This is a genomic window from Paenibacillus sp. MSJ-34 (genome assembly GCF_018918005.1).
Classification (GTDB): Bacteria; Bacillota; Bacilli; order Paenibacillales; family Paenibacillaceae; genus MSJ-34.
Genome location: NZ_JAHLPR010000034.1, coordinates 68,507 through 82,327, shown reverse-complemented (window position 1 = coordinate 82,327; position 13,821 = coordinate 68,507). Strand labels below are relative to the sequence as shown.

The window sequence follows — 13,821 nt, the reverse complement described above, 5'->3', positions numbered from 1 at the left end:
ATTCCGGAAAGTCCAGTCCCAAATTTATTTTTCAAAGATCAACTGGAAATTTTGAAGGCGGCCGCCAGTCCCCTAGGGGACTGGAAGTAAACTCAAAACTGCCTTCAAGAAATACTATATGAGGAGGTTCGAACATGAACAATCGCAAGACCGAAATGATGCGTAAATTTGCTGCAACGTTCCTAAGCTTGGTGCTTATGGCCATGCTGGTTATTCCGGGACGGATCGGGGCGGCGGCCGAAGCGCTTCCTGCCGATGCCGGAAATCTCCGGACGCCGCTTGCGGCAGGCAATACATATTATGTAAGCAGCACCGGCGGGGACGATGCGAATGACGGCATGGCGGAAGACCGTGCCTGGGCGACGCTGGAGAAAGTAAACGGCATGAAGTTCCAGCCCGGGGATCGTATTTTGTTCAAGGCGGGAGATGTTTGGAACGGTTCTTTGAAGCTTAGAAAAACATCCGGCACTGAAGAAGCACCCATCGTTTTCAGTTCTTACGGCAATTGGGAGGAGGACGGCCGCCCGCAAATCAACGGGAACGGGACGACAACGACCGAGGAGTCTGCCATTATTAAAAATTATACCGGCGTCAAAGACAAAACGATGTCCGCAACGATCGATGTGGTGGACGGGAGCTATTTGGAATTTTCCAATTTCGAATTGACGAACTTCAATCCCGATGTTGTGTCGCAACGCGCGGGCATCAATATCCGCACCGCCTCGACTACGGTACAGGAATGGGAAGCCAATCCGCATCGCGGCATTGTGATCAGGAACAATTATATTCACGATGTGGACGGCAATCCGAAAGGGTGGAAAATCGGCAGCGGCGGCATCCTCATCCTCGGCAATATTTCCGATGTGCTTGTGGAAGGGAATATTGTGAAGCGGGTCGATATCGAGGGGATCCGGAACGCCGGTTTGTATAAAGAAGGCGATATTAACGCCAATTTCCCGAGAGTGTTCGAGAATGTTATTTTCAACAACAACTATGTGGAAGAGGTGCAAGGCGACGGCTTCGTCATGAGCAATGTCGGCGAGAACGGGAGAATGGAATACAACACGGTCGTCAAACATTCGGCCAAAAATGTCGGCAACGTCAACTATGCCGGCTTGTGGGTCATCGGCGTCAAAGATATGGTGATGCAGTATAACGAGGTGTACGGCGGCATTTACGGCTATAACGACGGGCAAGCCTTTGACATCGATATGTTTTGCGAAGGGACGTTGTATCAATATAATTACAGCCATAGCAACCGCGGCGGATTTATTCTGTTTATGGGCGGGTCCACGAATTCGGTCGTTCGCTATAATGTAAGCGTTAACGACGGCGACGGCAGATACCTGCTGCACTATTTGCCCAAATCCGCGGGCGATGCGCCGCTTATTCATAACAATACGTTCTTCACGGATTCCAATATCCAAACGAGAATTTTCGATAAATCCGGCATTTATGCCCGCATGTACAATAACATTTTTTATACCAAGGCGGATACGCCGATGGGCGCAACCTCGTTTGCCGGCGGGGAAATCAAGAACAATATTTTCTATCCTGGAACGGGCATCAAGGATGCGGCTTTTGCGGGCGTAACGTTCGAGGATAACATTTTCCAAAGTCCGAAATTCGCCAGACCGGGAGAAGAGCCCAAAGATATTATCGATGCGGCGAACGATATCTTCGATGTCGAGCAATTGAACGGATACAAGTTGTTGCCGGATTCTCCGGCGATTCATGCAGGTCTGGACATGAGCGGCATGACGCCTTCCGTGTGGCCAATGGCTGCGAAAGACTTTTTTGACAATCCGCTAACGGACGGACGAACGGATATCGGGGCGCATGAATATTCGAATGACGAGCCTGTGAATCAAGCGCCTGAAATTTTGCCGGAGTCGTTGACGCTGAGCCATAGCACGCTGGACTTGTATGCGCAGGCAGCAGGCAAAACATTGACGGCGACGATTACGCCGCAAAATGCGTGGTTCAAAGGCGTCAAATGGTCGAGCAGCGATCCGTTAGTGGCAACGGTAAGCGAGAACGGTTTCGTTATGCCAATGAAACCGGGCGAAGCGATGATTACGGCCGAAAGCACCGTCGATCCCGATATTCGCGCTCAAGCGACTGTCACCGTTCATGAAGCGTCGGCCATCGTCTCGTATCAAGTCGCAACGGACGATACCGAATTATCGGATGCGAATCCTGCCGTCCGGCTTCGGATCGACGGTATGACCGAGGATGGCATTGCCATGGAGCATGCGCCTTTCTATCAGGTTCGGTATACGACGAACGATGAACGCTTCGTTGTCGATTCGCAGACGGGAACGCTGCATGCAAACGGCAATGTTGCCGATGCAGAGTCGGTTGAAGTGACCGCCCTTGTGCAGGAATATCAAGATCTAGTTTATTCGCAAAGCTTCGAAGCGGGTTGGGGGGACTTCGTTCCCGAGTCGGGTACGCAGATCCAAACGGGAACCATATCGGATCGGGTCGCATATCACGGCGGACAAAGCGCCTTATTCGTGAAAGGCGATGGCAGCAACGCGATTCAAAAGCTATTCGGATCGAAGCAACAAGGCATTGTTACCATGATGATGTATGATGACGGCTCCAAGTCGGGCAATACGCGTGTTGTTGCGCATGTCGGAAATGCAAGAAGTACGCTCTTGGCCGGAATGGGCGTACTTTATGACGGCAGTTCGACGTACGGCTCTCTCGATTATTATTCGGTTCGGGCGAGCGGCAATTCGCAAGCATGGGAGAAAACTTCCGTAGAAAGAAGCAAGGGCTGGCATGAATTCAAATGGGACTATACGTCGGGCATCGATTTAAAGATGTACATTGACGGCCAACTGGTAAAAACAACGACAGGTATTAAAGATTTTGACCGGATTGTGCTTGGGTTTTTATGGGACTCCGCCAACGGACGCACCTTTGCATTCGACAATATCAAGTACGCTTTGTCGGATGAGTTAGAGAGCATTGCCGCAGATCCGCTCTTGATTCCGGTGCGGTTCGTCGATAAGGCGGCTTTGGAACAGGAGATCGCGGAAGCGCAAAGCATACATGATGCCGCCGTTGAAGGAAGCGAACCGGGGCAATATCCGGAAGGCTCCAAGTCTGCTTTAGCCGTTGCGATTGCGATCGCGCAGGAGGCAGTGAATAAAGCGGGGGTGACGCAAACGGAGATCGACGATGCCATGGCGGCTTTGCATCATGCGGTGGAATCCTTCAAATCTTCGGTGATTCGGGATCCTTCCGCGCCTGTCGATAAAACGCCTCTGCTAGAGGCGATATCGGTTGCACAAGCGGTATATGGCAGCGCTGTGGAAGGAACCGAGCCGGGACAATATCCGGCGGAAGCCGTCATGGAATTCCATTTGGCGATCGAGGCGGCGAAGCAGGTGACGGAAAGGGAAGAAGTGACGCAGGCGGAAATCGATGCGGCCGTAGCGGCGTTGAACGCCGCGATCGAAGCGTTCGGAGCAAGCATGATTCCCGAAGCGGACGTACCGACATGGAAGAACGGCAGATTAACGGCCGGCAATGTCACGAAGTCGGGAATGAACTTGTCCTGGTCGGGCGAGATCGACGCTTCCCAAGTGACAGCGTTCAAAATTTTCAAGAACGGCGCCGAACTGTCCACGGTGCCGGGTACCGTCTATCAGTATCAAGTAACCGGATTGAATACGGACACGACCTATACGTTTAAGGTGGAGGCAAGCAACGAACTCGGAACTTGGAGTACGGACGGGCCAAGCGTAACGCAGAAGACGAAAGCTGAGTCCGCCTCAACGCCGAACCCGTCGGCACCTTCGACGCCTGTCGTTTCCAAGCCGGACGACAAGGATGAGGATCAAGATAAAAAGACGGAGGGCGAGCCGGGAACCGGCGGGGAGACAGGCGAAACGGACGAAGGAAGCAAGCCTGAACCTGAGCCGGCGCCAGCGCCGAAATTTATAGACACGGATACGCATTGGGCGGCGTCGTTGATTGAGCAAGCGGCGAAGCTCGGTATCGTTCAAGGCTACGAGGACCAAACGTTCCGTCCGAACGGCAAAGTGACGCGTGCCGAATTTGCCGCGATGCTGGGGCGCGCCCTGAAGTGGGAGCAGCGGACGGATGCCGATTTCGCCGATAAAGATACCATTCCGCAATGGGCTAGACCGTACGTATCCGGAGCGGCCGGCGCCGGTATCATTCAAGGATATGAAGACGGAACGTTCCGTCCTGCGCTCGAAATCACGCGTACGGAATTGGTAGTCATGATCGTGAGAGCGCTAGCGCTTGACGTCGATCCGCAGGCGAAAGCATCCTTTGCGGATGCGGATCGCATACCGGCGTGGGCCGAGCCGTACGTCGCGGCAGCCTATGACGCGGGACTGATTCAAGGCCGGGGCGACGGGAAGTTCGCGCCGAACGATCCGGCAACCCGCGCGGAAGCGGTCAAATTGATCCTTGCCGCCATTGCGAATTAAAAAAGGAATAACATGAAAAGAGGAACCAGCCGTTTGGGGTTGGTTCCTCTCTTTACTATGTATCCAAAGGCACCCGCGTAAACTAGTGCTCGCTTGTCCCGGTAATCTGCTCATGCCGCCTTCTGTCGATATCCCCTTGAATCAGTCGGACAGAGGGGCGGATAAATAAGCCCTTTTAATGACCCAAATACAAAAGGGATATCGCAAAGAACTTCAAGCAACTGCCGATTGTCGCCTGAACGGAAAAATCAGCCTTCTGAGTGAATGGGATTTCGACAGAAGGCTGAAAATACTCGCAACGACCGGCTTCTGAGGGAAGGGGATTTCGACAAAAGGCCGATGAAGATTAATAAGTTGACCGTAGAGGCACCCCCGCCCCGCAGAAGCCAAGCCGCATTTGCGGCAAGCGTGAACCGCCGCCCCCTCTAACGCTCATACCCGTCAAAACGAACGGGGACGCCGTTCACGCTCCGTTTGACCGCATCGCGGCGATCGCACCGGAGCTCCAGCACGTCTCCGTTTGTCGTTTCATAGCGTGCAGCAAGTTTCTCCTGATCGAATACGGCCTTTGTGGCAAGTCTGGCCGAGGCAAACGACTCCAGATCCGCCATTCCCGCCTGCCGGGCTGCCCGGCCATCCACGACCTCCATCACAACGCCGTTGGCGCGGCCGGGACTGATCACCCGCCATGCCCGGTCCGTCAGCGTCATCCGATACGGCTGCATCAGGTATACCGCGATATACACGTCCCCGCACTGTCCGAATATGGCGCGGTCTTGGTCCAGCCAGCGCCCTTTCGGCAAACATCCGACGATATAGTCCGGACCTTCGTCGGAAATAGGGTACAGCGCCATGACTACATTGCGGTGCAGCAAAACTTCCTCGACTTCGCTCTGATGTCTCCAATCAGCCGAATCTTCGCCCGCAAAGCCTGCCCCGGGATGAAAGAAAAACGCTTTATTGGCGTCCCCGTTTCCCGTTAAGGGCAGAGTGGCGCTCCATCGATGCTGCTCGTTGTCGAATTCCAACGTCCGTTCCCACATGCCTCCGACCGCGTAATGTTCTTCTACGTATACATAACTATGTAACGTTTCGTAAGCGGAGGCTTCCGGCTTGGGGGGAACGAGCTTCTTGACCTCCGCAGGGAAAGATCGCCCGACGGCCAGGGCCCGGACGGAATCCGGGGCGGGATAGAACAACAGCCCTGCATATTCCACGCGCGGGACGGTTTCCGGGAAAGAAAAGTCGCCGAATTGGACATAATCGAACAAGACGTTCCCATCGGACGGAATATCATGCGCAAGCCCGCGGGAATGGGCTCCGATCCAAGTTCCTTTCCAATAAAAAGCCGCCCGTTCTTCCCATAGAAAATCGAGCATTTCGGCGAGCATATCCTTGATATCCTGCCGCTCCACGCAATGAAATGCGCATGCAAAAGCCTGAATCCAATGCCAGAACCACGGCAAACACCCGTATTCCGTCATCCCTGCGGATTTGATCCGGTCCAGCGTCGCTTTCAGGCAGGCGATACCGTCGTCGAGCAAGCCGGCATCGCCGAACATCGTTCCGTATATTAATTTGGCGGCGGTATATTTCGCCTCGTGATGATGATAATGGTAAAGCGGCGTTCGATAAAAATCGCTCCGATACAACGTTTCGAACGCAATTCGGAATTCCGCTTGCAGCGACTCGGACAATACATGCCGATAACGTTTCACAAAATAGGCCATCAGCAGCCCCATCAATTCCGCAGGAAGCGGATTCGGCTTGGCTTCGGCGGGATCGGGATCCAGACCTAGCGGCCAATGTCCGTAGGTCGCGCTTCCCGGAGTTCGATCCTGCAGCCGCACCACTTGCAGCAAAACCCGTTCCGCCCGTTCTACCGCTTCCATACGATCAAAAGGCAATTCCATTGTCGTATCGGCGGCAGCGGCAATGATATAGGAAGCATCGTAAAAATTGTTGCGAATGTCTCCGTGATGCCATAATCCGCTTTCGCGCAGCGGCCGCCTTGCGGCCATACATGCCGTATGGAAGACGATTTCGTTCAATCTTTGTTCAAACACGGCTTTCCCCTCTCTTTCTTCAATCTATCGTCGATTGTATAAGGCCTCATAGGGAAAAACAAGTTTACAGCACAGGAAAGTCAAAATCGTTCCAATTTAGTAATATTTGTTATCGGTCAAACAAGCTGTAATCCAATGAACAACTTCAACATATAATGGAAACGTACTGAAAAATAAAATTAATTGATACAATAAATCTTTCTAATCGACGAAAATATTGTTACACTATAAATAAAAGGACAACGTGGAGGTTGCTTATGATGGCAAATGAAACGGTAAGAATCGAGTCTGATTTTCTGGGGTCGAGAGAGGTTCCCGCCGATGCGTATTTCGGCATCCAAACGATCAGAGCCGCGGAGAATTTCCCGATTACCGGCTATCGGATCGACGAGGAACTGATCAAATCGATGGCCTTGGTCAAGAAAGCGGCCGCCTTGGCCAATATGGAGACAGGACGGCTTCCGCTATCGATCGGGCGGGCGATCGTCCAAGCGGCCGATGAAGTGATTGCCGGGCGCTGGCATGACCAATTTATCGTCGATCCGATTCAAGGCGGCGCAGGCACATCCATGAATATGAACGCCAACGAAGTGATTGCGAACCGCGCGATCGAACTGCTCGGCGGCAAGAAGGGAGACTATGCCGTCGTTAGCCCCAATACGCATGTCAATATGGCTCAGTCGACGAACGACGCGTTTCCTACCGCCGTTCATATCGCCACGCTCACGTTCATCGAGAAACTTCTGGCGACCTTGGGTCAATTGCATGAAGCGTTTCTAGGCAAGGCCCGGCAGTTCGACGGCATTATCAAGATGGGGCGCACGCATTTGCAAGACGGAGTGCCGATTCGCCTCGGTCAGGAATTTGCCGCTTACGCGCGGGTGCTGCAACGCGATCTGGGGCGGATTAAGCAAACGAGAACCCATTTATACGAAGTGAATATGGGGGCTACGGCAGTCGGCACGGGACTCAATGCCGATCCGCTATATATCCGGAGAGTGGTGGAATTGCTTGCGGAACTGAGCGGGTTTCCGCTCGTTACCGCCGAACATTTGGTCGACGCCACGCAAAATACGGACGCTTATACGGAAGTGTCCGCCGCGCTCAAAGTATGCATGATGAATATGTCGAAGGTGGCCAACGACTTGCGTCTTATGGCTTCGGGGCCGCGCGCAGGCTTGAACGAAATCAACTTGCCCGCCCGGCAGCCCGGTTCGTCCATTATGCCGGGCAAAGTGAATCCGGTCATGTGCGAGGTCGTCAATCAAGTGGCGTTTCAAGTGATCGGCAACGATCATACGATTTGCCTCGCCTCCGAGGCGGGACAATTGGAATTGAATGTCATGGAACCTGTGCTGGTGTACAATTTGCTGCAATCGTTGCGGCTGATGAATCAGGTGTTTCAGGTGTTCCGAACGCATTGCGTCGAAGGAATCGAAGCGAACGAAGAAGTGTGCAAGCAATATGTGGAGCGAAGCTTCGGCATCATTACCGCATTGAATCCGTACCTCGGATACGAGACGGCGGCGAGAATCGCCCGGCAGGCCGCGCAAACCGGACGGTCGGTGCGCGAGCTGTGTCTGGAAAGCAAGCTGCTATCGAAGGAAGAACTGGATCGCATCCTCGATCCGTTCGAAATGACTCATCCCGGCATTGCCGGGTCAAGCCTGGCGCATAAGCATTGAAGTTGAAACATTCGGAAGAGCTCTTGTTCAAATTTATTATTGCGGGAGTGATTGGGTGTGGCCGGTTCCACTGGCGCGGATACGAATATTATTTTACGGTTGGAAATGCATAAGGAGTCCGTTACATTCGGGCAAATCGCCACCGCGATCAGCGACGCGGGCGGCGATATTATGGCCATTGACGTCTATCGCGTAGGGAAGACGACGTCGACGCGGGATATTACGGTGAACGTAGCCGATCCGGCGCAAACGGACGAAATTGTAGGCAAATTGGAGAAGATGAACGGGGTTAAGGTCATTAATGTGTCCGATCAGACATTTCTCATGCATCTCGGCGGGAAAATCGAAACGACTCCGAAGCAGCCGATTAAGAACAGAAACGATTTATCCCGCGTGTATACGCCGGGAGTCGCGCGCGTTTGTCTAGCGATTCACGAAGACCGTTCGAAAGCGCACACATTGACGATTAAACGCAATACGGTTGCCGTCGTGTCGGACGGCACGGCCGTGCTCGGGCTCGGCAACATCGGTCCGGAGGCGGCGATGCCGGTCATGGAAGGAAAGGCGATGCTCTTTAAACAAATGGCCGGCGTAGACGCCTTCCCGATCTGTCTTGACACGCAGGACACGGAAGAGATTATCCGAACGATCAAGGCGATCGCCCCCGCTTTCGGCGGCATTAATCTGGAAGATATATCGTCGCCGCGCTGCTTCGAAATCGAAGAACGGTTAATGAACGAACTGGATATCCCCGTGTTTCATGACGACCAGCACGGCACGGCCGTCGTTCTGCTGGCCGGTCTTCTCAACGCGGTCAAGGTGGTCGGCAAGAAGCTGACCGATTGCAAAGTCGTCGTCTGCGGCATCGGCGCGGCGGGTATCGCCTGCACCAAAATTTTGCTTGCTGCCGGCGTTCGCAACGTCGTCGGCGTCGACCGGGCGGGAGCGCTCGTTCGCGGGGAGGCGTATGACAACCCTGCATGGCAATGGTATGCCGAACATACGAACCCGCATCTCGTCAGAGGGCCGCTCTCGGAAGCGATCGGAGGGGCGGATGTATTCATCGGCTTGTCGGGACCGAAAGTGCTTACGGCTGTCGACGTGCGGAATATGGCTCCGGACCCGATCGTGTTCGCGATGGCGAACCCGACGCCGGAAATTTTGCCGGAGGAAGCCGAACCGTATGTCCGCGTTATGGCTACGGGCCGTTCCGATTATCCGAATCAGATTAACAATGTCCTCTGTTTTCCGGGCATGTTCCGCGGCGTATTGGATTGCCGGGCCTCGAAAATTACGGAACGCATGAAACTCGCCGCCGCGCATGCGATCGCTTCGGTCGTTACGGAGGACGAGCTAAACGAACTATATATTATTCCGAGCGTATTCAACAGCAATGTCGTGGACAAAGTGAAATCGGCCGTTATCAAAGCCGCCTACGAATCGGGCGTCGCCCGCCGCCGCAAAGGAAGAGAGATGGCGGCCAAGCCGTAAGCGGAGGGCCGTTTCGCCGCATTTTAATAGATTGCTTTCATAGACCGATTCGCCGGTCTATTTTCTTTTCTACGTTTTCTTTGCCGTATTTTGGGGCATCTTAAATGAGAATTGCCGCAAAAAAAGGAAGACGGTAGGGAGAAGCAATGCAAAAAAGCAAACAAAGAACTTTCATAACGAACAAAACGGTTGCAGGCGGCATCGTTGAAGGAAACGCCGTACGAAGCGGGCATGGCGAATCGGGACGTTTGGACAAGCAGACGGTGCTTTTATTGGTCATTCAAGGTTTGTTCGCGGTCGCCAATGCGCTCTCGGGCACCTTCATCAACGTCTATTTATGGAAAGCGAAATCGGATCTTCTGGTCATCGGCTGGTTCGCGTTATCGCAGCAAGTGGCGAGCGCGCTCGGCATGTGGGCCATCGCCAAATGGGTGAAGGAACATAATAAGATGAATTGTTTGCGTCTCGGCGTCGCCCTCTCGGCCTTGTTTTATTTATCCGTCTTATTCTTCGGCAAGCGGGCCGCCGTATACATCGTGCCGCTCGGCGCGCTCCAGGGTCTGGCTTTCACCCTTTTCTGGGTCGCGTTCAATGTTGTCTATTTTGAAGCGACGGGACCGGGAAACCGGGATCGCTTCAATGGCTGGTCCGGCCTGCTCGGCTCGTTGGCAAGCATGATCGCGCCATGGGTATCGGGATTTTTGATTGCCCGAACCGGCAATACAACGGGATACCGCGTTATTTTCACCATGTCGCTCGTCACGTTTATCGTCGCCGTCATTTTCAGTTTTTTTCTCAAAAAACGGCCGGTGCAAGACAGGTTCGAATGGCTGCACGCATTTCGGCAGCTGGGCAAGCGGGACAGTCCGTGGCGCCATGTTTTTCCGGCGCTTATCGCGCAGGGGGTCAGGGAAGGGGTCTTTACGTTTCTCATCGGTCTGATGGTATATTTGGCCACGAAGAAGGAACTGCAGGTTGGAAACTATTCGCTCCTTACTTCGGCCGTGTCGCTGCTCGCCTACTATTTCGCCGGGCGTTGGATGAAACCTTCGCTGCGCAGCCGATCGATGCTTATCGGGTCGCTCGCGATCACGGCGGCCATTTTGCCTTTCTTTATCAAAATCAACTTTACGACATTGCTGATTTTCGGGATTAGCGTCGCCCTGTTCTATCCGTTGTACGGCATTCCGATTACGTCGGCCTCGTTCGATGCGATCGGGCGGACGAAGGAAAGCGCGGAACATCGCGTCGAGTACGTTATTTTCCGCGAAACCGGCTTGAATATCGGCCGAATTTTCGGTACCGTTATGTTTATAGCCGTCGTGGCGCTGACCAAGTCGCCGCTCGCGATGGCGGGGCTGATGCTCGCGATCGGCAGTTCGCCGATCGTATCGTGGTTGTTCCTGCGCAGGCAATTGGTTCGGCCTCTGCAGCCGGAGGGCGTGCCGGCAGCCAAGGACCGCGATCAAGGAGCGGTCAGGTAACGGGGAGGAGAGGTTCGTCTTGAAAATAGTAAAGTATACCGTTCTCGTATTGGCGACGGTCATTCTGATGAAGCTGCCGGTTATCGGCGCATTTCTGCGCGTCATTGATACGATGATCCACGAGAGCGGGCACGCATTGGCCGTATTGATGATGAGCGGCAAAGTATATTATATTGAGTTGTTCGCCAATGCGGAAGGGGTGACGCTCACCGGATCCAGATCCTATTTGGGAGGATTGATTACGAGCATCGCGGGCTATGTGTTTTCCTCTCTGGCCGTTGTCTTTTTTGCGTATTTATGGCGGTGGAAGAAGGATAAAGTGATCTTGGGCGTCCTGTTCCTTTTTTCCGTTGTCAATTTATTGTTATGGGTGCGTAATTTTTACGGCATATTATGGTTGATCATTTTCTCGCTGCTGCTGTTTTTCACGATGCGGATGAAAGATGGGAAGAAGCTGTCTTCGATCACGTTCTCTTTATACGTTCTGCTGTTGATCAGTTCGGTCGTTTCCGCCTTTGATATTTTAGCGCTCAGCATTCTGGCTCCCGACGGAGCGGGAGACGCCGCGAATTTGGCCCGGATGACGGGGATTCCGGCGATCGTTTGGGGGTTGTTTTTCTTTGCCCAGGCCGCTTTCCTAGGCGTCTTGTCCGTTATGGCGGTCATCGGGAAGCGCAGCCTTAAGACGCGGGATCGGCATTTGACCGGATCGTTCCAATAACCAATTCGCTATGAAAATGGAAAAGAGTTCAAATTCCGCACAACTTGTATTATCATTATATCAAGCTAACATGAAAGGAGGGAATTGATAATGGACCACACGCCGCTGTACAAGCAATTGAAAAACAAAATTTTGGACGACATCGTGAATCAAGTGTATCAGGTGGACGATATGATACCGAGCCAATTCGAATATGCGGAAAAATACGGGGTTAGCCGGGTTACGGTACGGCAGGCGATCAACGAACTGGTGTACAACGGGGTGCTCTATACGCAAAAAGGAAAAGGAACGTTCGTGAAATCGATCCCCGTTCAATACCGGGATCATAACCGGCTGCACGGTTTTACGGAAAACATAAGGAAAAACCGTTCCGTATCGCAAACGAAAGTGTTGGAAGTAACGAGGCGGACAGCGAATCAAAAGTTGGCGCAACAATTGCGGATGTCCATCGGGCAGCCGATTATGCATTTGAAAAGAATCCGTTACGCCGACGGCATTCCGCTCGCGTTGGAAGACGCCTACTTGAATGAGAAGATGGTATGCGGCATCGATTTTTTTCAAGATGTGCGCGATAATGTGTCGCTTTACCGGCTCATCCGCGAGAAGACGGACATCCGATTCCATCATGCCGAAGAAGCGATTACCGCGGTGTTATGCGGGGAAGAAGCGAGCATGCATCTGAATGTAAGACGCAACGATCCGATCTTGTTCGTTCGCCGCTTAACCTATGTCGATGAAGAAACGCCGTTTGAATATTGCGAAAATGTCATTCGATCCGACGTTCACAGCATGGTGGTCCGCTTCAACAATACCGATTATTGAATGCGCCCCCGCGGCCCGTGAAGACGGCGGGGCGGTATGCATCGAAGGGGAGACTGGAAATGGACAAATACGAAAAAATATTGGGCGGCATCTTGGGCGCGGCGGTAGGAGACGCGATGGGCGCCGCAACGGAAATGCGCACTACGGAGCAAATTATCGATTACTTCGGAGGATATGTGAAGGAATTGGTGAACCCGCCTGCGGATACGTTCGCCAAGGGAAACGCTGCCGGCCAGGTGACGGACGATTTCAGCCTTGCCTATTTCATATCCGAAGCGATTATACGCCATCGGGGAGAGGTAACGGAGGCCGTCGTCATGGAAGGCTTGATCGAATGGTCCGAACATGACGAATACTTCGTTCCGTTTGCCGGGCCGACGACAAGAGCGGCCATTACCGCTTGGAAGGAAAACGGCGTTCCTGTCGCAAGCGATATGATTCTCAACAACGGCAGGGCAACGAACGGGTCGGCTATGCGCATGTTTCCCATCGGCCTCATCCGCCCGGGAGATCTCGATCGAGCGATCGAGGATGCCGTCGTCGCATCGCTGCCTACGCATGGCAATCATTTGTCCATTTCCGGCGCCTGCGCCGTCGCCGCGGCTGTGAGCAGGGCGATGCAAGACGACGCGGATGTCGACGAAATTGTATTTGCCGGGTTGTACGGAGCGAAGCAAGGCGAGCGAAGAGGCAAGGAGTTTGGCATCACGGTCGCCGGACCGTCGGTTTACAAACGGATGGAGCTGGCGATCGATCTTGCGGCCAAGAGCGGCTCCGTATACGAGGCAATGCGCGATATCGCCGATTATGTCGGCAGCGGCATTCATGTCGCGGAAGCCGTGCCGGCCGCCTTCGGCCTTTTCGTTGCCGCGAAGGGAGACACGATGGAAACGATCTACGGCGGCGTCAATATCGGCAACGATACGGATACGGTGGCGACGATCGCCGGGGCGATCGCAGGTACGCTGAACGGCAGCCGATCGCTGCCGGAAAGCTACCTCAGCATCATCAACGAGCGAAACAAGATGGATTTAGGCCGCTTGGCGAAAGGATTGCATCAAGTGAGCGGGGGGTAAC

The 13,821-nt window shown here is 53.6% G+C and carries 8 protein-coding genes; 7 read left to right on the top strand and 1 reads right to left on the bottom strand.

The window, feature by feature from the left end:
* Window positions 1-134: 134 nt before the first annotated feature.
* Window positions 135-4,475: an S-layer homology domain-containing protein gene (locus KQI79_RS17825; RefSeq protein ID WP_216539640.1), complete on the top strand. Its 4,341-nt coding sequence runs from the start codon at window positions 135-137 to the stop codon at window positions 4,473-4,475.
* 425 nt (window positions 4,476-4,900) lie between these two features.
* Here KQI79_RS17825 and KQI79_RS17820 read toward each other — a convergent pair whose 3' ends face one another.
* Complete coding sequence (locus tag KQI79_RS17820; protein WP_216539639.1) at window positions 4,901-6,541, bottom strand: hypothetical protein; 1,641 nt, start codon at window positions 6,539-6,541, stop codon at window positions 4,901-4,903.
* 260 nt (window positions 6,542-6,801) lie between these two features.
* On the opposite strand from KQI79_RS17820, the gene aspA reads away from it, so the two are divergent.
* The 6 genes from aspA to KQI79_RS17790 all read left to right on the top strand — a co-directional run bounded on the left by aspA (window position 6,802) and on the right by KQI79_RS17790 (window position 13,820).
* Complete coding sequence (gene aspA, locus KQI79_RS17815; protein WP_216539649.1) at window positions 6,802-8,226, top strand: aspartate ammonia-lyase; 1,425 nt, start codon at window positions 6,802-6,804, stop codon at window positions 8,224-8,226.
* 57 nt (window positions 8,227-8,283) lie between these two features.
* Window positions 8,284-9,717, top strand: a complete 1,434-nt coding sequence (locus KQI79_RS17810) for an NAD-dependent malic enzyme (RefSeq protein WP_216539638.1) — start codon at window positions 8,284-8,286, stop codon at window positions 9,715-9,717.
* A gap of 146 nt (window positions 9,718-9,863) precedes the next feature.
* On the top strand, window positions 9,864-11,201 hold the full coding sequence (locus tag KQI79_RS17805; protein ID WP_216539637.1) for an MFS transporter: 1,338 nt from the start codon (window positions 9,864-9,866) through the stop codon (window positions 11,199-11,201).
* A gap of 19 nt (window positions 11,202-11,220) precedes the next feature.
* Complete coding sequence (locus tag KQI79_RS17800) at window positions 11,221-11,922, top strand: M50 family metallopeptidase (protein ID WP_216539636.1); 702 nt, start codon at window positions 11,221-11,223, stop codon at window positions 11,920-11,922.
* 90 nt (window positions 11,923-12,012) lie between these two features.
* Window positions 12,013-12,744, top strand: a complete 732-nt coding sequence (locus KQI79_RS17795; RefSeq protein WP_216539635.1) for a GntR family transcriptional regulator — start codon at window positions 12,013-12,015, stop codon at window positions 12,742-12,744.
* Between the two features lie 59 nt (window positions 12,745-12,803).
* The gene (locus KQI79_RS17790) at window positions 12,804-13,820 is read left to right on the top strand and encodes an ADP-ribosylglycohydrolase family protein (protein ID WP_216539634.1); all 1,017 of its coding nucleotides are present in this window, start codon (window positions 12,804-12,806) and stop codon (window positions 13,818-13,820) included.
* Window position 13,821: the final 1 nt, after the last annotated feature.

Bases quoted from the DNA above. Each gene is read 5' to 3' on its own strand.
- KQI79_RS17825 (WP_216539640.1), top strand. From the start codon at position 135: ATGAACAATCGCAAGACCGAAATGATGCGTAAATTTGCTGCAACGTTC.
- aspA (WP_216539649.1), top strand. From the start codon at position 6,802: ATGGCAAATGAAACGGTAAGAATCGAGTCTGATTTTCTGGGGTCGAGA.
- KQI79_RS17805 (WP_216539637.1), top strand. From the start codon at position 9,864: ATGCAAAAAAGCAAACAAAGAACTTTCATAACGAACAAAACGGTTGCA.
- KQI79_RS17795 (WP_216539635.1), top strand. From the start codon at position 12,013: ATGGACCACACGCCGCTGTACAAGCAATTGAAAAACAAAATTTTGGAC.
- KQI79_RS17790 (WP_216539634.1), top strand. From the start codon at position 12,804: ATGGACAAATACGAAAAAATATTGGGCGGCATCTTGGGCGCGGCGGTA.